The sequence below is a fragment of the Planomicrobium sp. MB-3u-38 genome (assembly GCF_002836425.1).
GTDB lineage: Bacteria > Bacillota > Bacilli > Bacillales_A > Planococcaceae > Planococcus > Planococcus okeanokoites.
In genome coordinates this window covers 1-20164 of record NZ_PJBO01000067.1, presented here as the reverse complement: position 1 = coordinate 20164, position 20164 = coordinate 1, and the positions used below count along the sequence as shown (strand labels likewise).

Annotated in this window: 13 protein-coding genes and 1 pseudogene; 13 read left to right on the top strand and 1 reads right to left on the bottom strand. The window is 45.1% G+C overall.

Annotated features, from left to right (window positions below):
* The first annotated feature begins 134 nt into the window (after window positions 1–134).
* From CXF70_RS13930 to CXF70_RS13875, 13 genes and pseudogenes are all read left to right on the top strand, one after another.
* Window positions 135–491, top strand: a complete 357-nt coding sequence (locus tag CXF70_RS13930) for a helix-turn-helix domain-containing protein (RefSeq protein WP_101803187.1) — start codon at window positions 135–137, stop codon at window positions 489–491.
* Window positions 492–695: 204 nt separating this feature from the next.
* Complete coding sequence (locus CXF70_RS13925) at window positions 696–1208, top strand: hypothetical protein (protein ID WP_101803186.1); 513 nt, start codon at window positions 696–698, stop codon at window positions 1206–1208.
* A 118-nt stretch (window positions 1209–1326) separates the two neighbouring features.
* Window positions 1327–2112 carry an SDR family oxidoreductase gene (locus tag CXF70_RS13920; RefSeq protein ID WP_084243904.1) on the top strand — a complete coding sequence of 262 codons (786 nt, stop codon included), beginning with the start codon at window positions 1327–1329 and terminating at the stop codon, window positions 2110–2112.
* Window positions 2113–2266: 154 nt separating this feature from the next.
* Window positions 2267–4039 (top strand): DNA helicase RecQ, encoded by a 1773-nt coding sequence (gene recQ, locus CXF70_RS13915; RefSeq protein WP_101803185.1) that lies wholly within the window; start codon window positions 2267–2269, stop codon window positions 4037–4039.
* Between the two features lie 169 nt (window positions 4040–4208).
* Window positions 4209–8795, top strand: coding sequence for a glutamate synthase large subunit (gene gltB / locus CXF70_RS13910; protein WP_101803184.1), 4587 nt, complete (start codon window positions 4209–4211; stop codon window positions 8793–8795).
* Window positions 8796–8833: 38 nt separating this feature from the next.
* Window positions 8834–10321: a glutamate synthase subunit beta gene (locus CXF70_RS13905; protein ID WP_101803183.1), complete on the top strand. Its 1488-nt coding sequence runs from the start codon at window positions 8834–8836 to the stop codon at window positions 10319–10321.
* Window positions 10322–10499: 178 nt separating this feature from the next.
* Window positions 10500–10943 carry a hypothetical protein gene (locus CXF70_RS13900; RefSeq protein WP_101803182.1) on the top strand — a complete coding sequence of 148 codons (444 nt, stop codon included), beginning with the start codon at window positions 10500–10502 and terminating at the stop codon, window positions 10941–10943.
* A gap of 187 nt (window positions 10944–11130) precedes the next feature.
* Window positions 11131–11934: an HD-GYP domain-containing protein gene (locus CXF70_RS13895; protein WP_233208645.1), complete on the top strand. Its 804-nt coding sequence runs from the start codon at window positions 11131–11133 to the stop codon at window positions 11932–11934.
* Window positions 11935–12070: 136 nt separating this feature from the next.
* Window positions 12071–12610 carry a hypothetical protein gene (locus tag CXF70_RS13890; RefSeq protein WP_101803181.1) on the top strand — a complete coding sequence of 180 codons (540 nt, stop codon included), beginning with the start codon at window positions 12071–12073 and terminating at the stop codon, window positions 12608–12610.
* 98 nt (window positions 12611–12708) lie between these two features.
* Window positions 12709–14166: a circularly permuted type 2 ATP-grasp protein gene (locus tag CXF70_RS13885; protein ID WP_101803180.1), complete on the top strand. Its 1458-nt coding sequence runs from the start codon at window positions 12709–12711 to the stop codon at window positions 14164–14166.
* Window positions 14167–15099: pseudogene (locus CXF70_RS18585) on the top strand (alpha-E domain-containing protein); the annotation flags it as partial. It lies immediately after the preceding gene.
* 87 nt (window positions 15100–15186) lie between these two features.
* Window positions 15187–16038 (top strand): transglutaminase family protein, encoded by an 852-nt coding sequence (locus CXF70_RS18580; protein ID WP_369916949.1) that lies wholly within the window; start codon window positions 15187–15189, stop codon window positions 16036–16038.
* 99 nt (window positions 16039–16137) lie between these two features.
* Window positions 16138–17583, top strand: a complete 1446-nt coding sequence (locus CXF70_RS13875) for a DEAD/DEAH box helicase (protein ID WP_101803178.1) — start codon at window positions 16138–16140, stop codon at window positions 17581–17583.
* Between the two features lie 119 nt (window positions 17584–17702).
* Here CXF70_RS13875 and CXF70_RS13870 read toward each other — a convergent pair whose 3' ends face one another.
* Window positions 17703–20063 (bottom strand): immune inhibitor A domain-containing protein, encoded by a 2361-nt coding sequence (locus CXF70_RS13870; protein WP_369916948.1) that lies wholly within the window; start codon window positions 20061–20063, stop codon window positions 17703–17705.
* Window positions 20064–20164 lie beyond the last annotated feature (101 nt).

Below are 20164 nucleotides of genomic sequence, written 5' to 3'. Positions count from 1 at the left end.
TTGAATATTATCCAAAAAGTTCACACAATATTCGAAAACATCTAAAAATATTATACGAAGATATTGTAAATATCATTAATGTACAGTATATTTTAAATAGTTAGAATTTTAACAAAGAAGGAGCGTTATTTAAAATGGAAGATTTAAGCAAAAAGATAAAAAGATTGCGTGAAGAAAAAGGGGTATCACCAGAAAAATTGGCAGATGATATTGGATTCGCCAAGAGTACTGTCTGGGCATATGAAAGCGGTAAGAAACAGATTTCTGTGAGCCATCTGGCGCGACTGGCGGATTATTTCGAAGTGTCAGTGGATAATTTACTCGACCGTGAAGAACGGAGAATCGATCTGGATTTACAGAATTTAACGAGTTTTGCAGATTATAATCTGCTGCTGGATGATAAACCATTGAATCACGATGAAATAGCGGAAGCGGCATCCTACATTAAAGTGAAACGGCGCATGGGAAGCTTTGGTATGGCAACTTCATAACTGGCGGCTTTTTTAACGGCTACTCATTCCGATGTCAGGAATGGGTTTTTTTATTGCATTGTATGCTGTACCGTGCCGTAATGCTGTCAGAATCGTTTTATTCTGTGATAAAGTCAAAATAGGATATAAGCATTCAAATGAGCGGCTTATTGCTCGGGTGCTTAGAGGAATCAGCTAATTTTTTGAAAAGCAGGCGATTAATCCATGGAGCGTTATACTTTATATCAAACATACAGGCTTGGCATACTCATAGATTTTTTTAAAACCAAGGAATTGATAGCAGAGCTGGACGAATTCATTGAAGAAACCCCAACTGAAGATATTCCCCATGTATTTTATGTACTGTCGCTTGCGAGTGACAGGCGCACGATGATCCAGCTCCTGACCGAGCTGTCGCAAGGAGTGGATGATGAGCTCCCCGCCAGTATTATCGTGGGCTTATTATATAGAGATCAGGAACAATATACAACGGAGGAACTTTACCGGAAAACGTCTTTGCTCGCTTCATTGCTCAAAGACCCTGATGGTGATGTAGCCTGGGAATTTCGAACGTTGAATGAAGCCAATGAAGAAGCACAATTGGCTTATGGCATGCGGTTCAAGCGGAAGAAGACCAGAGAACGCATGCTGGCGAAAAATGAAAAGGCTTTGCGGGATGCCCTGGCGAAATACGCGAAATATGCGGCTGAATTTGATAATAAAAACTGGGGGAAATGATCTTCACCCAGCGGTCCGGCAAGATGCTTCTACAGCATTCAGCCGGATTTATTTGTTTAACCCGATTTCTGAGGGGAAGATATCCATTAGGAAAAGAAAAACTCAGGAGGGATTTTGCATGCCGAAAACGATATTTATTACAGGAGCAGGAAGCGGACTGGCAAAAGGGACTGCGCTTGGACTGGCAAAGAAAGGCTACCGGGTAATTGCCCCTGTTGAAACTGCACCGCAAGTAACTTCATTGATGGAAGCGGCCGAAGCTGAAAATGTGAAATTGGAAATCTTTAAAATGGATATAAAAAATCCACAGGATCTGGCCCAGATGCACGACTATGATTTTGATATCTTCGTGGCGAACGCAGCTGTAAACGAAGGAGGACCACTTGGAGAGGTGCCGATGATGAACTTCAGGGAACTTTTTGAAGTCAACGTTTTCAGTACACTTGAAACCGCTCAGATTGCTGCGCGGAAATTTGTTGAAAAAGGAAAAGGGAAAATCATTTTCATGTCTTCGATGGCCGGCATCATGTCGACGCCGTATGTGGGTCCGTATACCGCAACCAAACATACCATTGAAGCAATAGCCAAAACGATGCGGAAAGAACTGGAAGAGTTTGGCGTGCAAGTGGCGACGATCAATCCAGGTGCTTTTGATACTGGCTTTAATGACCGCAGTGCGGAAGCGAAATGGAAATGGTACGATGAAAAGATTCATTTCACGAAAAAAGAAGATATGGAAGAAGCCGATCAGGCACTTGAAGATCAGTATGATGCAGAAGATATGATCGCCAAGATGGTGGAAGTGATTCCGCAGGACAACCATAAATTCCGTACTGTCTATCCGCAGGAAACCGAGAAGCAGATGAAAGAAGAAGAAGCTAAACATTGGGATCTTGAAATCTGATGGACTGAACTGCCGGGAATTTAATCAATTGCATGAAATTTCAACAAGCGCCGGAGGCTTTTGCCTTCGGCGTTTTTATGGATGCGGAACAGGAAAAAACGGCAGAAATATGGTAAGCTATGCAGTACGAATCGAGTTATAGGAGTGTTAACTATTGTTGGAAAAAGCAAGAGAATTACTGCAGACTTATTTTGGCTATGAAACATTCCGTACCGGGCAGGAACAGGCAATATCCCAAGTTTTTGAAGGCTCGAATTCGATTTGCGTCATGCCTACAGGCGGCGGGAAATCGATGTGCTATCAAATTCCTGCTATGGTCATGGAAGGGACGACCATCGTAGTTTCGCCATTGATTTCATTGATGAAAGACCAAGTGGATGCACTGCTGGCAGCTGGAATCCCGGCTGCTTATATAAATAGTTCGATGGATTTTGATGAAGTACGGGAAACACTTTATGATGTGCAGCGCGGAGCTGTAAAATTATTGTATATTGCACCGGAACGCCTGGACAACGAAATGTTCCTGAATGAATTACAGGGAGTTCATGTGCCGCTGATTGCAGTGGACGAAGCCCATTGTATTTCACAATGGGGACATGATTTTCGGCCGAGCTATCGGCTGATCAGCCGTATGTTGGAGCTGTTTCCGAACAACCCGACAGTCTTGGCGCTGACTGCAACCGCGACACCTCAAGTGCGTGAAGATATTTGCCGCATTTTGAATATAGAAGAACGCCATACCATCATGACAGGCTTTGAACGAGCGAATCTGACATTTTCAGTAATCCGCGGGCAGGACAGGGAGCGCTTCCTGAAGGAATATGTCCAGAAAAATGATAAAGAAGCGGGGATCATATACGCCGCAACCCGTAAAACGGTGGATTCTGTCTATGAAATGCTGCTGAAAAAAGGCATCAAAGCCGCAAAATATCATGCGGGCATGCCGGATGATCAAAGAAGGGCCGGCCAGGAACAATTCCTTAACGATGAAGTGACGGTCATGGTGGCCACCAATGCCTTTGGTATGGGCATCGATAAAAGCAATATCAGGTACGTTGTGCATTACCAGCTGCCGAAGAATATGGAAAGCTATTACCAGGAAGCGGGACGGGCAGGCCGTGATGGACTGCCAAGTGAGTGTATTGTTCTCTATGCATCACAGGATGTTCAAACACAGCGTTTCCTGATCGACCAGGCACAGGATCCGAGCCGGATTCCGGGAGAACTGGTCAAGCTGCAGGGCATGGTCGATTATTGCCATACCGAAAATTGCCTTCAGCAATTCATCATTCATTATTTTGGTGACACTGCGGCCGGACACTGCGGCCATTGCGGAAATTGCATCGATGACCGCGAAAGCCTCGATGTTACAAAAGATGTTCAAATGGTGCTGTCGTGCGTCATCCGCATGGGCCAGAAGTTCGGCAAGATGATGACGGCCCAGGTGCTGACAGGCTCGCGCAATAAAAAAATACTGGATTTCGGCTTTGATAAACTATCGACCTATGGAATCCTGAAGCATCACAGCGCCAAGGAAGTTTCCAATTTGATCGAATTCATGATTTCGCAGGAGTTGCTTGCGGTTGAACAGGGTTCATTCCCGACCATCTATGTTCCTGATGGCGGCAGAGATGTACTGCTCGGCAAACGGCAGGTTTTGCGCAAAGGAGCCGTCGTGACGAAGCAGATTTCCGAAAACGACCCTCTTTTCGAAGAACTGCGTAAGATCCGTAAAGAGCTGGCAGACCAAGGCGGCGTCCCGCCGTTTGTCATTTTTTCAGATAAATCCTTGCAGGATATGTGCGCCAGACGGCCGAAAACGGCTGAAGAATTTCTTGAAGTCAATGGAGTCGGCGCCAATAAACTCGAAAAATATGGGGAAGCTTTTTTATCCGCCATCCGGGACTTCGAACCCGTTAATAATTGAACGCTTCTGTCTTCGGACAGAAGTTTTTTTTATTGTTTTTATCATATTAATGAAAGCGCTTGCAGTATTTTTAGACTATTAAAATTTGTTGTAATTTTATATTTATTCAGTTTTTATGATATACTATCCTAATATTATGACACTTCACTGTGTTAGAGGGGGAAACATTATGATAAAAAGAGAGTACCCGAATGCCCAGGGACTTTATAATCCAGATCAGGAGCATGAAGCTTGCGGCATTGGAATGATTGCGAATATAAATGGTGAAAAATCTCACTCGATTGTTCAGAATGCTGTCAATATCCTTTGCAACCTCGAACATAGAGGTGGCCAGTCGTCTGATACGAGTACAGGTGATGGAGCAGGAATTCTTACACAGATTCCCCACCGCTTTTTCCAGAAACAATGTGAAAAAGAGGGCATCACCCTTCCGGCTGAAGGCAAGTATGGCATCGGCATGATTTTTATGCCGCAGGATTACGATATCCGTATGAAATCGAAAGAAATCATTCAGCGGATCATCGAAGAAGAAGGGCAGCAATGTCTCGGTTGGCGGCCGGTTCCAGTCAATGATTCATTTGTCGGTAAAGTAGCAACAAAAACAAAACCGGTCATCAGGCAGGTTTTCATCGAAGCGGCTGACAACCTCGAAGGGCGGATGGATCTTGAAAGAAGGCTTTACATCATCCGTAAGAGAATTGAACAGGAAATGGGTTCTGATCCTGATTTCAGGGATGTCTACTTCAGCAGTCTATCGGCAGGGACAATCGTTTACAAAGGGATGCTCATACCCGAACAATTGGATTCTTTTTACATCGACCTCAACCACCCCGAATTCAAATCGGCGTTGGCATTAGTCCACTCACGTTTCAGCACCAATACATTTCCCAGCTGGCAAAGATCCCACCCGAACCGTTATTCCATACATAATGGTGAATTCAATACATTGCGAGGCAACGTCAATTGGATGCGCGCGCGCCAAGCCTTGTGCAGTTCACCATATTTTAATGATGAAGACTTGAAGAAAGTGCTGCCGGTCATCGATGAGAGCGGAAGTGATTCCTCGATGTTCGACAATTGCTTTGAATTTCTTCATTTATCAGGACGGTCGCTTGCCCATACGGCAATGATGATGGTGCCGGAACCATGGGTTAATGATCCGACCATCAAAAAAGAGAAAAGGGATTTCTATGAATTCCACAGTACCTTGATGGAACCATGGGACGGCCCTGCAGCACTCGTATTCACTGATGGCAATCAAATTGCCGCTTGCCTGGACCGCAACGGCCTTCGTCCGGCACGTTATTATGTGACCAAAAGCGGCATGATCGTTCTGGGGTCTGAAGTTGGCGCTTTGGACATTTTTTCAGACGATATCATCTATAAAGACCGTTTGCGCCCGGGTAAAATGCTGCTGGTTGATTTGGATGAAGGAAAAATCATCCCGGATGAAGAGATCAAACTGCAGATTGCAGCTGAACTGCCTTATAAAGACTGGGTAGAACAGAATATGTTCGATTTGGAAGATTTGCCGGATCCTGAAGTTCAAGAGAACTATGACGTTACGGAATCGTTGATCAAACAACAATTGGCATTCGGCTATACCATGGAAGAAGTCCAAAAAATCATTAAACCACTTGCGACTGAGGGCAAAGATCCGGTCGGTTCAATGGGTTATGATTCACCGTTGGCCGTACTGTCCAAGAAACCTCAGCTTCTTTACAATTACTTCAAACAATTATTCGCTCAAGTCACAAATCCGCCGATTGACGCGATTCGTGAACAAATCATTACGGCAGCCCGGACGACAATCGGAGCGGAAGGCAATCTGGTGGAACCGACTCCGGCAAGCAGCCGGCATATACGGCTCGAAACACCGCTGCTTACAAATCAGCAATTGCAAAAATTGAAATTCAATCCGTTAAGTGAATTTAAAGCAGTGACGCTGTCAATTTTATTCCCTGTTTCCGGCGGAGCCGAAGCGATGGAAAAACGGCTTGAAGGCTTATTTGAGGAAGCGGATGCAGCTTTTACAGATGGTGCTGTCTTATTAATTCTGTCAGATAGGGGAGCCAATAGAGAATATGCCGCGATACCTGCCTTACTTGCAGTTTCCGGTTTGCATCATCATTTGATTCGTGAAGGAATCCGAACGAAAATGAGTGTATTGCTTGAATCGGCAGAACCAAGAGAAGTTCATCATTTTGCGGTGCTTCTTGGATATGGCGCTGAAGGCATCAACCCTTATTTGGCATTTGACACCATCCGTCATTTGATTGAAACGGAAGATATTCAGGACAGGGATTATCTCCAGGCTGAAAGCGGTTATATAAAAGCTGTTACTGACGGAATCATCAAAGTGCTGTCGAAAATGGGGATTTCCACAATTCAAAGTTACCGGGGAGCCCAGATTTTCGAAGCTGTCGGCATTCGCCTTGATGTCATCGACAAATATTTTACGCGGACATCATCAAGGCTGGGAGGCATCGGTCTTGATATGATCGGGACTGAAGTGCTCATGCGGCATGCAAGAGCTTACCCCGAACAGGCGGGCAGCGATGGTGAACTGGAATCCGGCGATGAATTCCAATACCGCGAGAATGGCGAAGATCATCAATACAATCCGAAAACGATCCACACGTTGCAGCTGGCCTGCAGAACCAATGATTTTAACGTTTTTAAAAAATACTCGGCACTGCTGACAGATGAAAAATCGAATCTCCAATCGCTGCGCGGGCTGCTGAAGTTCAAGGACCGGGCACCTGTGCCGCTGGAAGAAGTGGAAACTGTTGAGGAAATCTGTGCGCGTTTCAAAACCGGTGCGATGTCTTATGGATCGATCAGCAAAGAAGCGCACGAAGCGCTTGCTGTTGCCATGAATAAAATCGGAGGACGCAGCAATTCCGGTGAAGGTGGAGAAGAAATTTCCCGTTTCATTCCGGATGAAGACGGCACAAACCGCAGAAGCGCAATCAAGCAAGTGGCTTCAGGCCGTTTTGGGGTAACAAGCCATTATCTGGTCAATGCGGATGAGATCCAGATTAAAGTGGCGCAAGGTGCAAAACCGGGGGAAGGCGGCCATCTGCCGGGCAAGAAAGTGTACCCGTGGATTGCAGAAGTCCGCGGCTCAACGACTGGCGTGGAGCTGATTTCTCCGCCGCCGCACCACGATATTTATTCCATCGAAGATTTAGCGGAATTGATCTTTAACCTGAAAAATGCCAATCCTTATGCACGCATCAGCGTAAAACTGGTTTCTGCAGTGGGAGTTGGAACGATAGCGGCCGGGGTTGCAAAAGGGCGCGCGGATCTGGTGTTGATCAGCGGATACGACGGCGGTACTGGAGCAGCTCCGAAAACGAGTTTGAAACACACTGGCCTGCCATGGGAGATCGGACTGGCGGAAACGCACCAGACTCTTCTATTGAACGGACTGCGTGACCGAATTGTCGTGGAAACGGACGGCAAAATGATGACAGGACGTGACGTTGTGATGGCGGCTCTCCTGGGAGCCGAGGAATATGGCTTTTCAACAGCGCCACTTGTCGTGCTTGGCTGCGTCATGATGCGCGTCTGCCATATGGATACGTGCCCTGTCGGTATTGCAACTCAAAATCCGGAGCTCCGGAAAAAATATGGCGGAGACCCGGAACATGTCGTCAACTTCATGCGCTTTATCGCTCAGGAGGCACGCGAATTAATGGCTCAGCTCGGATTCCGCTCAATCAATGAAATGATCGGAAGAACGGACGTTTTGGAAGTGAATGAAGCCATCGACCATTGGAAAGCAAAAGGCGTCGATTTCTCTGCGCTGCTTTACCAGCCGGATCTTCCGGACAAAGTCGGGCGTTACGCTACCGTAAAACAAGATCACGGACTGAACCAAACCTTGGATTACCAAGAGCTTCTGCCGCGCTGTGGCAATGCGATAGAAACGGGTGAGCCGGTTGAAGTGACGACAGCCATCCGCAATATCCATCGTGCCACAGGAACGATCATCGGCAGTGCAATTTCAAGACGCTACGGCGCTGAAGGGCTGCCTGAAGATACGATCAACTTGAATTTCCAGGGTTCAGCCGGCCAAAGTTTCGGTGCATTCATTCCCCGCGGGATGACAATGACATTAATCGGAGATTCAAATGATTTCGTTGGAAAGGGCTTGTCAGGCGGGAAGATCATTGTAAAACCGGCAGCCGATTCTACTTTTATTCCTGAAAAAAATATCATTATCGGAAATGTATCTTTCTACGGCGCATCCGCTGGCGAAGCATATATCCACGGAATAGCCGGAGAGCGTTTTGCTGTCCGAAACAGCGGTGCTGATATTGTAGTTGAAGGCGTCGGCGACCATGGCTGTGAATATATGACCGGCGGCCGAGTAGTTATTCTTGGCAATACGGGCAAGAACTTTGCGGCTGGAATGTCCGGGGGCATCGCCTATGTGCTGGATGAAGGAGAACGTTTCAGCCAGCATTGCAATACGGATATGGTCTACCTGCAGCCTTTAGCGGAGCCGCAGGAAATTGAAGAACTGCGTGAAATGATCGACAGACATTTCCGCTATACGGGAAGTTTGAATGCTAAACGGATTTTGGAGCATTGGGAAATATTCTCGGCAAAATTCATCCGTGTCATTCCAAAAGCTTATTTGCAGATCAATGACCGCATCAGCAAACTGCAGAACAGCGGCATGACAAAATTTGATGCCGAAATGGCAGCTTTTGAAGAAAGCAAGATGTCTGAAAGCATAAAATAGAAAATTTCTTTTAAGAGAATTAATCAGGGAGGGATATGATGGGGAAAAGCACCGGATTTATGGAATATAACAGGCAGACGCTGAAAGAACGTGACCCCGCAGATCGGACGCGCGACTGGAATGATTACACGATTCCGTTAACTAATGAAGAAGTTCAGAAGCAGGGAGCGCGCTGCATGGACTGCGGTGTGCCGACATGCCATACCGGCATGGAATTGGAAAATGTGACGACCGGCTGTCCGGTCAATCACCTGATTCCTGAATGGAATGATCTGGTTTACAGAGGGCAGTGGAAAGAAGCGCTGCACCGTGAACATTTGAAGAATAATTTCCCTGAGTTTACAGGGACAGCTTGTCCGGCACCGTGCGAAGGGTCATGTGTTCTCGGCATCAATGAACCGCCGGTAGCCATCAGAACAGTTGAACGGTCGATTATTGAACGTGGTTTTGAAGAAGGCTGGGTCGTGCCCGAACCGCCTGAAACGCGCACCGGCAAACATGTGGCGGTCATCGGCTCAGGTCCGGCTGGACTTGCAGCTGCGGCGCAATTGAACAAAGCGGGCCACTGGGTTACTGTCTTTGAAAAAAATGACCGGGTTGGCGGCTTGCTGACTTACGGAATACCTGAAATGAAACTGCCTTATGAAATGGTGGTCCGCCGGGTGGAAATTCTGAAACAGGAAGGCATCACTTTCAAAACGAATATTGAGATCGGCAAGAACTATGCCGCTGATCAATTGAAAGAGGATTTTGATTCGATCATCATGTGCACCGGTTCAACGGTTCACCGGGACCTTCAAGTGGAGGGTCGTGAGCTTGGCGGCATCCATTATGCCATGGATTTTCTGCACGCCAGCACAAAGAGCTTATTGGATTCGAATTTCGAAGACGGGAATTTCATCTCAGCTGAAGGCAAAAACGTCATTGTCATAGGAGGCGGCGATACTGGTACAGATTGTCTTGCTACAGCTGTACGCCACGACTGTGAGAGTCTTGTCCAATTCGACGTCTATGACAAAAAAGGTGCAATCCGTGATGAGCAGGGCAATCCGTGGCCGCAATATCCAAAAGTTCACCGCATCGAATACGGCCATAAAGAAGCTGCAGCCGCTTTTGGGGAAGATCCGCGGGCATATGCTGTAATGACGAAAAAGTTTGTTGGAGATGACACAGGAAATGTCAAAGAAGTCCATACAGTCAATGTGAAATTGCGTATTGATGAAGAAGGCAATCGGGTACGGGAGGAAATTCCCGGCACAGAAAAAGTATGGAAAGCGGATCTGGTGCTGATTGCCATCGGATTCAGCGGACCTGAACAAGCTCTGATTCAGCAGATGGATGTCGCGACTGAGCCAAATTCATGTGTGAAGGCGGAATATGGAAAGTATGCAACCAGTGCTGAAGGGATTTTTGCAGCTGGCGATATGCGCCGCGGACAAAGTCTGATTGTCTGGGCAATCAACGAAGGGCGAGAAGCCGCAAGGGAATGCGACCGTTATTTAATGGGCGCGACAGTACTGCCGTAAAGAGATAAGCCGGAATAATTCCGGCTTGTTTATTTTGTAAAATTTTCAAGTTCATATTGTTCTTTGTGCCTAGTTCATTTATACTTATACGTGAGGTGCTTGCAGTATAATAGGTACATTTTCTATGGATAACCCTTATTATATTCAAGCTTTATCAGGGAAAAGGGGAGGAAACAGAATGTTGAAGAAATATTCAATCACTGCACTTTTTTCATTGCTATTGATCTTTACTGCATTTACGGGCGGAGGGTTTGCTGAAACGACCGGACAGCCAGCCGTAAATTCAGAAACAGCAACCGCTTTGGCAGAAGTATACAGAGTGAACAACGAAATTTATGCAGAAATCGCTAGAGTGCAGGCATTGGCAGAAGAAATGTATGGAGATTATTTAGTAGAAGTTTCCGGAGTTTCTGATAAACAGAAGAAATCCGATGCATGGAATAATTATGATTCGAAAGTTGAAGCAGAAATTGCTGCTTTGAACACAAGAACACAGGCTATGACGTTCCAAGGGATGGAAAAGGCAACAGCATCCGGCCTGACTGTCGAAATGGTTTGGATTCCAGTTCAATTCGCTGACCGTGAAAGAATGATCGATCCGATTAAAGTGATTGACTGGTAAAATTATGTTGTCTAATATGCAGTAGATAAAGTACTATTAGGGTATATTCAAACCCTTATAGTACTTTTTTTTGGAAGGACGTGTATTTGTGAAAGGCTTGGACATACTAAAGAATGGATATCTAGAAACAGTCACAAATGACTCGAATTCTTTGAGCCTTTTAGGTCGTGGCGGTGGAATGGAAATTATGAAGCAGACCGTTCAAAAAGATAAGTTAATGATGCTTTTTCCAAGCGACGAGGCTGATGTCCAGGAATTTTTCTATATATTGAATGGCGAAATGGAACTGAAATTAAACGGTGAAGTTACAATGCTCGGTCCGGATGATTTAATTTCAGTGAAAAATCTGGAAGAAGTTTTACAAATCACTGCTAAAAGTGATGTGACGTTTCTCTCCATCTCTAATGCCATGGTTTTTCATTCACTAAGCGAAGATATAAAAGAGTTGAGAAAAATTGGTGAGATAGTGGAAAGAAAAGATAAATATACTTATCGCCATAGCTCAAGAGTTTCAAAGTTTGCCGTTAAAACTGCTTCAAAAATGAAATTGGACAGACAAAGGGTTGACGATCTATTCATCGCTTCCATCCTTCATGATATCGGTAAAATAAACATTCCGGAAGAAGTTTTGAATAAACCGGGTAAATTGACGAATGAAGAATTCGACATGATTAAAAAGCATCCGGGCGATGGCGCAGATATGCTCCGGAAAACAGCTTATAAAAAGCTTGCTGATATAGTGGAACAACATCACGAGCGCATTAATGGCAGAGGCTATCCATTCGGTTTGAAAGCGGACGAAATCCTGCTGGAAGCAAAAATCATTGGTGTCTGCGATACGTTCGATGCGATGACTGAAGATCGCTCTTACCGCAAAGCTTATACCTCTGAGTATGCAATGGAGGAAATCCGCAGCCTTTCTGGCATCCAATACGATCCAGAAGTTGTGGAGGCTTTCGAAAAGGTGCTGCAGCAGGAAGGCAAGATTTAATAGGATGAATTTCCCTACACAAGACACCTGGCAGAAAATCAGTGTGTCTTTTTTAGTAGGAAAAATGTTTAAGTTACCCTGGGATAGTAAATAATAAGAACACAGTGTATTTAAATACTGAGGAGGAGAGATTCCAATGGCAAAACGATCAGGCGGTATGTTCGGGAAATTAGTCTTATTAGGTATAGGAGCGGCAATCGGTTCCGCTATGGCTCAGAAAAAAGTGGACTCCAACGGCACTTCTGCCGGAACATCCGGAACTTCACAATCCGGCAATATGAAAGAAAACGTGAAAAAAGGGCTGGACCGTTTCAATGAGCAGTCCGGTGGATTGGTTGATAAAGCAAAACCTTATGTCTCAAAAGCGGTTGACCAGGTCAAGAATGCAATTGACAGCCAGCAAAAGATGATGGACCAGGAAAAGGATATGCTCGATAAAGCAGATAAAACCCTGCAGGATGAAGTTGGCGAGAACTCAAAATCCGGTTCAACTTCATCAACAAACACTGGCTCTTCCAAACAAAGTGAAGCTGGCAAAACAGGCAGCCCGTTCAATGATTCGACGCCGAGCGGCGGAGCATTTGGCGGCAGCACAGAATACACCGATTCCTTAAAAAAAGGGATTGATGAAGATTCGTCGAAAAAGGATAAGAGCGATACAACTTTCGACAAGTAAAGAAGGATACAACAGGGAACTACCACTCGCAGCTAGTGAGTGGTATTTTTTTTAACAGAATTAACTGAATATTATGAAATGAAAAGAGGAGGCCAATTATGTTTCAATCTTATACTGTAAAACCTTTTTACGATGAAATGTTTGAAGAAGATAAGCAGCCGAAGCCTCATTATAGAAATTTCTTTCAATTGCTCCAGCATTTCAGTGAGGAGGAATTGCGCGAAAAGCATGAGACCGCTCAATTATCTTTCCTCCGGCAAGGCATCACGTTCACTGTCTATAATAATAATGTAGGAACTGAAAGAACTATGCCTTTCGATTTTGTGCCGATCATCATTCCGCCTGAAGAATGGGAAATTGTCGAAAAAGGGATGATTCAGCGTGCAGAAGCATTAAATCTTTTTCTTGAAGATGTCTACGGAGATCAAAAGATTCTTCAGGACGGCATTGTACCAAGAAATCTGATTGAAGAAAATCCGTATTATTACGAAAAACAGGTAAAAGGAATTGAAATTCCTCTGAAAAACCATATCTTCCTCGCGGGAATCGACCTGATTCGGGATGAACACGGTAAATACCACGTGCTTGAGGATAATCTTCGCAATCCGTCAGGGATGTCCTATGTATACCAGAACCGGTATGTAATGAGGCAAGTTTACCCTGAATTTTTTGCTAAACATTCTGTTCAAACTCTTGAACATCAAATGACCCATATGCATCAAGCCATCCTTGATCATGCGCCAGCCACTCAAAAAGGCAAGCCTTTTGCTGTGCTGCTGACACCAGGAATGTACAATTCGGCTTACTACGATCATCTTTTCCTTGCCCAGCAAATGGGCATCGATCTGGTAGAAGGCCGCGATTTGGTCGTTAAGAAAAATATCGTATATATGAAATCGATTCGCGGTTTGAAAAGAGTGGACATCATTTATCGCCGCATCGATGATGATTTTCTGGATCCCGAAGCATTCAAAGAAGATTCGGCATTAGGGGTACCGGGTTTATTGCAGGCCTATCGAAATGGCAATGTCGCCATTCTCAACGGGATTGGCAATGGCGTTGCGGACGATAAGGCGATTTATGCTTACGTGCCCGAAATGATCCGCTATTATCTGGACGAGGAGCCATTGATCGATAATGTGAAAACCTATCTTCTGGAAAATGAAGAAGAGCGGGAATGGGTGCTTGATCATCTTGAAGAGCTGGTGGTGAAAAATGTAGGTGCTTCCGGCGGATACGATATGCTGGTCGGCCCCCACGCTTCCAAAGAAATGATCGAGATATTCCGTGAGAAGATCATTGAATCGCCTCATCAATATATCGCACAGCCTACCATTAAATTATCCCGTGCTCCCGCTTATCAGGGTGAAAAATTTTATCCGTGCCATGTGGATTTGAGGGTTTTTGTGATGCGCGGAAAAGAAACGAACGTCCTGCCGGGCGGCTTGTCCCGTGTCGCTCTTAAAGAAGGCTCATTGGTCGTCAACTCTTCACAGGGCGGCGGCGGTAAAGATACGTGGGTCTTTAAGAAAAAAGAAGAAGGAGGAGATTCCTGAATGCTGAGCCGAGTTGCAAATTCCTTATACTGGATGTCGAGAAACGCGGAACGCGCCGAGAACAACGCGCGCATTTTGGATGTACAATTATTGCAGATGATTGAAGCATCTGACGAAGAATTGGTCAGGGATGATGATTGGAAGCTTATATATGAAATTTGCGCTTCAACAGATATGATGGAATATATCAAGTCCTTGCCTGCTTATAACGAAGATCAGCTTGTTTATTATCTTGCCATGGAAGAAGAGAATTTCAACTCTGTGGCAAGCTGTGTCCGTTTCATCCGTGAAAATGCCCGGGTCAGCCGGGACCATATTACAGATGATTATTGGGAAGTCTGGAACAGATGCTATTTGACGCTGCAGGATATGGATACAGAAAATCTTTCTGTCCGTGAAATGCAGCAATTTCTGCAAAAAGTCAAAAACACTGCATTAACTTCCCAAGGCATCGTGGAATCATCCATGTCACGCGGTGTCGAGTACCAGATGATCAAAATTGGGAAATGGCTGGAACGGGCTGAAAAAACCGCGCGAATCCTTAACGTGGTTTGTGAACGTACACTGGCGAGGTCTGCAGCGCAGCAGTCGGAAGATTATTATTACTGGCTTGCGGCTCTCCGTATGACAAATGGGTACGATGCGTATCTGAAGGCGAATCCGCCGAAAATGGACCCTTCCCTTGTGCTGGCTTTCCTGGTTTCCAATTCAAGCTTCCCCCGCTCTATCCGCTATTGTCTGAATCATATGCGGGAAGCGATCGTCAAATTGGAAGACGGCAAAGTATCCCATTATTCCTGGGAACTGTTTGCGAAAATTGATCAGCTGACTGCTGATTTTGATGATTTTAATTTTCAGGATTTAGAACAGCAGGACATGATGAATTTTTTAAATGAATTCCAAAATGGCTGCAATGAAATCGGCCAGATTTTTTCCAAGACATACTACCTTATCGATCCTGACAGCGAAAACTACAAGAGCACCCAAACCCAGACGGAGAGTGCGAAAGGAATCACTTCTATGAAATATAAAATCGAGCACACCAATATCTTTAAGTACGACACGGTTGTAGACCAAAGCATGAATTCCATCCGGTTGAAACCGAGAACAGATGAAGTTCAGCGACTGCTGTCTTATCGTGCTGACATCACCCCGGCCTCATTGACAAAGGAACACATCGATATATGGGGCAATAACGTTGAGACCTTTTTCATCGCGGAACACCATCAGCATCTGGAAGTCAAAACAACTTCCATTGTCAGTATCCAAAAAAGCCCGTTCATCCATCAAATCGATTATTCACCGGAAATGCGCGCAATCTTTCATTCCAAATTATTCGGAGAGCATTATTTGGCATACTTAAGCAACACTGCCTATACCTATTTGAATCCGGAACAGATTGAGCAGGTCGACCGGGAGCTGGGGAAATTCGATAACCCCGTTCAATACGCCTTAGATGTCATGAATTTCATTCATGATCACTTCACTTATAATGGCGAGTCGACGGATGTATCCACAAAAGCATCGGAATCCTTTGATTTGCGTAAAGGAGTTTGCCAGGACATCACCCATGTCATGCTGGGAATTTTGCGGAGCAAGCATATTCCCGCACGTTATGTCAGCGGTTATCTGTATGTCGGTGAAAACTCGGCACTGGTCGGCGATGCGGCCAGCCACGCATGGGTGGAGTTTATGGTGCCGGGAGTCGGATGGGTCGGACTTGATCCGACAAACAATGTGGAAGCGCTCGAAAACCATATCCGTGTCGGCGTTGGACGCGACTACAATGATGTAAGCCCTGTTCAAGGCGTTTACCGCGGTGGCAGCCAGTCTCTTGATGTTAAAGTTTCCGTCAGTCTGCTGGATCAATAAAAGCTTAAATTAAACTTAATAATCGTTTATTGAAGAATGCCTAAAATCCATGCCATAATGGAACTATCTGAGGTTTTGGACGGAGAAGGAGAATTATACATGGACAGCAAGGATTTCAAAGATTATAAAATAAGTGAACCGATTTTAAGGGCACTTGAGGGGCTTGGCTATAAAGAGCCGACGGAAGTGCAGGAAAAAGTGATTCCTGTTGCATTGCAGAAAACGGATATCGCTGTAAAGTCACAGACAGGGAGCGGGAAAACCGCCGCCTTCGGTATACCAATCTGTGAAATGGTCGATTGGGAAGAAAACAAACCGCAGGCTTTGATTCTGACACCTACGCGTGAATTGGCGGATCAGGTCAAAGAAGACATCACCAATATCGGACGTTTCAAACGCATCAAAGCGGCAGCGGTCTACGGCAAGCAGCCATTTGCCTATCAGCAGGCCGAATTGAAACAGAAATGCCACGTGGTTGTAGGTACTCCAGGCCGTGTGCTTGACCACATCGAGCGCGGGACGCTGAAACTCGACCGCATCGAATTTCTGGTATTGGATGAAGCGGATGAAATGCTGAATATGGGCTTCATCGACCAAGTGGAAGCCATCATCAATAAGCTGCCGAAACAGCGTATGACGATGCTGTTCTCAGCAACATTGCCTGAAAACGTGGAGAAATTGCAGCAAAAGTATATGAATCAGCCTGAACATATTGAAATCGCTTCAACTGAAACATTGAAAAACCAAATTGAACATTATTTGATCCGTGTTGCGGAAAAGCAGAAATTCGCTTTATTGCGTGATGTGACCATCGTTGAAAATCCGGATAGCTGCATCATTTTCTGCCGGACTAAAGATAATGTCGATTTTGTGATGGAGCAGCTTGAAAAGCATTATTATACCTGTGATAAATTGCACGGCGGTATGGTGCAGGAAGATCGTTTCGCTGTAATGAATGACTTCAAACGTGGAGAATTCCGTTATTTGGTTGCGACAGATGTAGCGGCAAGAGGCATCGATATCGACAGCATCACGCATGTTGTCAACTATGATATTCCCCTTGAGAAGGAAAGCTATGTCCACCGTGCAGGCCGCACAGGACGCGCCGGAAAAACAGGTAAAGCGATCAGCTTTTTGACGCCGAATGAAGATAAGTTCCTGGCTGAAATTGAGGCATATATCGGATTTGAAATTCCTGAAAAAACTGCGCCTTCCATAGAAGAGGTGCGTACAGCGGAAGAAGCTTTCACTGAAAAACTTGAAAGCCGCCCGCAGCTTAAACGCAACAAGAACGAGCAGGTAAACAAGGATATTATGAAGCTCTATTTCAATGGCGGCAAAAAGAAGAAATTGCGTGCCTTTGATTTCGTCGGAACATTGACCAGCATTCCTGGTGTTACAGCTGAAGATATCGGCATCATTAAGATCCAGGATACAGTGACATATATCGACATCCTTAACGGCAAAGGCCCAATGGTTTTAAAAGAGATGAAAAACAAAACAATCAAAGGCAAGACATTGAAAGTGCATAAGGCGAAAAAATAAAGCGAAAGAGGACTTCTCGTAAGAGAGCCTCTTTCGCTTTTTTTGGTGATTATTTACTGATGCTTCTTAAAGCAAAAAAACAGCTGTGCAAAATTTCTGTTGCACAGCTGTTTTCTATTTTATTTAGTGATCAACACTTGTCCGACTGTGCCATCAGAACTTTTTCCGGAAACGCGGAATTGAAGTCCGTATGTCGGCACATTGCGTCCTGCATCGACTAAACCAGGATTGCTGTAATCCGAGCTGTCATCGAACAATGGATTGCGTTTAGTATAGTTGTCTCTTAATGTAACTCCAAGCAAATCTGTATAATCAAGATACATCTTGCTTGATTTTTCTAAGCTGAAAGCAGCATCATTCAACTGATAGCGTGTATCAGCAACTGATCCGTCGCTCCAGTAATTCGTATGCTGATCTGCATCGACTAATCCAAGGAAACCTTCACCCGGATGAGCGCCAGTCCAGTTATCACTGTAAGAAGGATCGACGTACCATACAAGCATCCCTTGATCAAAACTCATCAGGCTTGCACCGCGGCGGATGTTGGCGAGGCCTTCGTCAACTCCGTTATGCGAGCGCCACTCCAATAAGTAGTACTGTTCAGAGAAGAATTCACCTGAATCCTTCGTGAAGCCATCAAGATTGAATGCAGATTCTTCTTCTGCATCGTCAGAAAGTACTGTAGTGCCATCTGCAGTGATTGTCAGGTCATCAGCATAGAAACCAGGATGAATGGCAGCGACATCTGTCCAATAATTCAATTCGACTGTCACTTTTTGACCTGCATAAGCTGAAAGGTCAAAGTTTGCATCAACCCAGCCGTTTGAAGAACCGGTGATTCCGTGACCCGGATTCTGGTCATAAGGATTAGTGGTGGTTGTAAGATTTCCTTCAATTGACTCGCCGTTCACTTTAACGGAAGCATAATCCCAATCCTGTTCAATATCGTACCAGGCTTTGAAATTCAAAGAAGCTGCTGCAGCATCAGTCAGGTCAACTTCGACAGACATTGAGTTATCCAAGTTATTTCCTTGACCACTGAAGTATTCAGTTTCTCCGCTGAAAGGTTCATTTACTACGGTTGCTTTATCCGGCAAGTCGATGCGCACGGTGTCATTATTTGTTCCTTTTGTTACACCTTCATCCAATAAAACAGAAGTTCCTTCAGCGGTAATATCATCCGCTTGCAAAGTCGTTCCGCTCAACCAGTTGCCGCCATGGGCATTTTGAAGGAATTCTTTCGCGTAAGGGCTGAATCCAGTAGGCTGTGTACCTGGAATAGCTCCTGCCCAGCTTCCGCTAGACATGATGGACCAGTAAGAAACCGGTTCGCCAGCTCCTGTGTACTGTGTATCGTATTCATCCGGCAGACCCAAGTCATGGCCGAATTCGTGTGCAAATACGCCTACTGCACCATCTTCAGGTTCAATAGTGTAATCGTAAGCTGCCAGTTGGCCGCCGAAACGATCGCTTGTAGAAGACGCGCCTGGAACAGCGACTAAGCCGCCAAGATTCCAACGGTGAGACCAGATTGCATCGCCGGCCAATTTACCGCCGCCTGCTTCTTCACCAACGCCTGCATGGACGACCATCAAGTGATCGATAATGCCGTCCGGCTCATTATAGACGCCATCGCCATCATAATCGTCACGGTCCCAAACGTCGTATTCAGAAAGGTCAACGTTAGGATCCTGTCCTGCTTTTGTTAATGCTTCGTAAACCAAATTCCGAGGTTTTGCATCGCTGCCGTCCGGAGCGGGAATGTTACCGCCATAATAAGCTGCTGGGTGGTCAGCTGTATACCATCCGGCTACTGTGCCATCCAGTGTATAGCTGCCGCCGGATTGCTGCTCGTAATATTGTTTCATGGAAATAATATTTTCACCATTCGGCCCTTCATAGCCGTCAGAACCGAAAACCATGTCCTGGAAATGGCTGATCGGATAATCTTCATAGAACATATCCGTTTCTTCTTTAGTGATCGAGCTGGCTGGATAATCCGGGAAGTCAATAGCAAGTACAAGTACTTTATCTTCACGAACTTCACCGCTGTAAGCTTCTTCTTTTACTGAATCGACTGTGTTTTTCTTGGCTTGGCCAAGCTTATTGCCTTTGCCGCTTGTCATGCCATTGTTATTAGCTTTATCTTTCAAATGGTTTTCATGCTTTTTCTCGAAAGGCGTATTTGCCTTATCATTGGCAGCGCTTGCTTCTTTAGCAGCTAAAAATGATTCGAGAGCTTTGTTTGCTTCTGCTGGACCGGCATCTTTTGCCAAAGTGCCATTTTTCTTCAGCATTTCAATCAGCTTTTCATCATTTGCAATTCCTGCATCGATGGGTGCGCCGCCAAGAGTGCTCTTGAATTGTGTTAATAATTCTTCTGATTGGGCTGTGGAGGCGGTCGCAAATCCGCTGCCCGTAAATGCAGTAAATCCAAGAACCGCTGCAATAGCCGTGCTGGTCAGTATTTTTTTATTCAAAATTATTCCTCCTAATAAATTATTGTAATTTTCTCAACTTTTTAAATGTAATGTAAAATAACAGAAAAAACCAGTAGCAAGAATAAAAATGATTAATATTT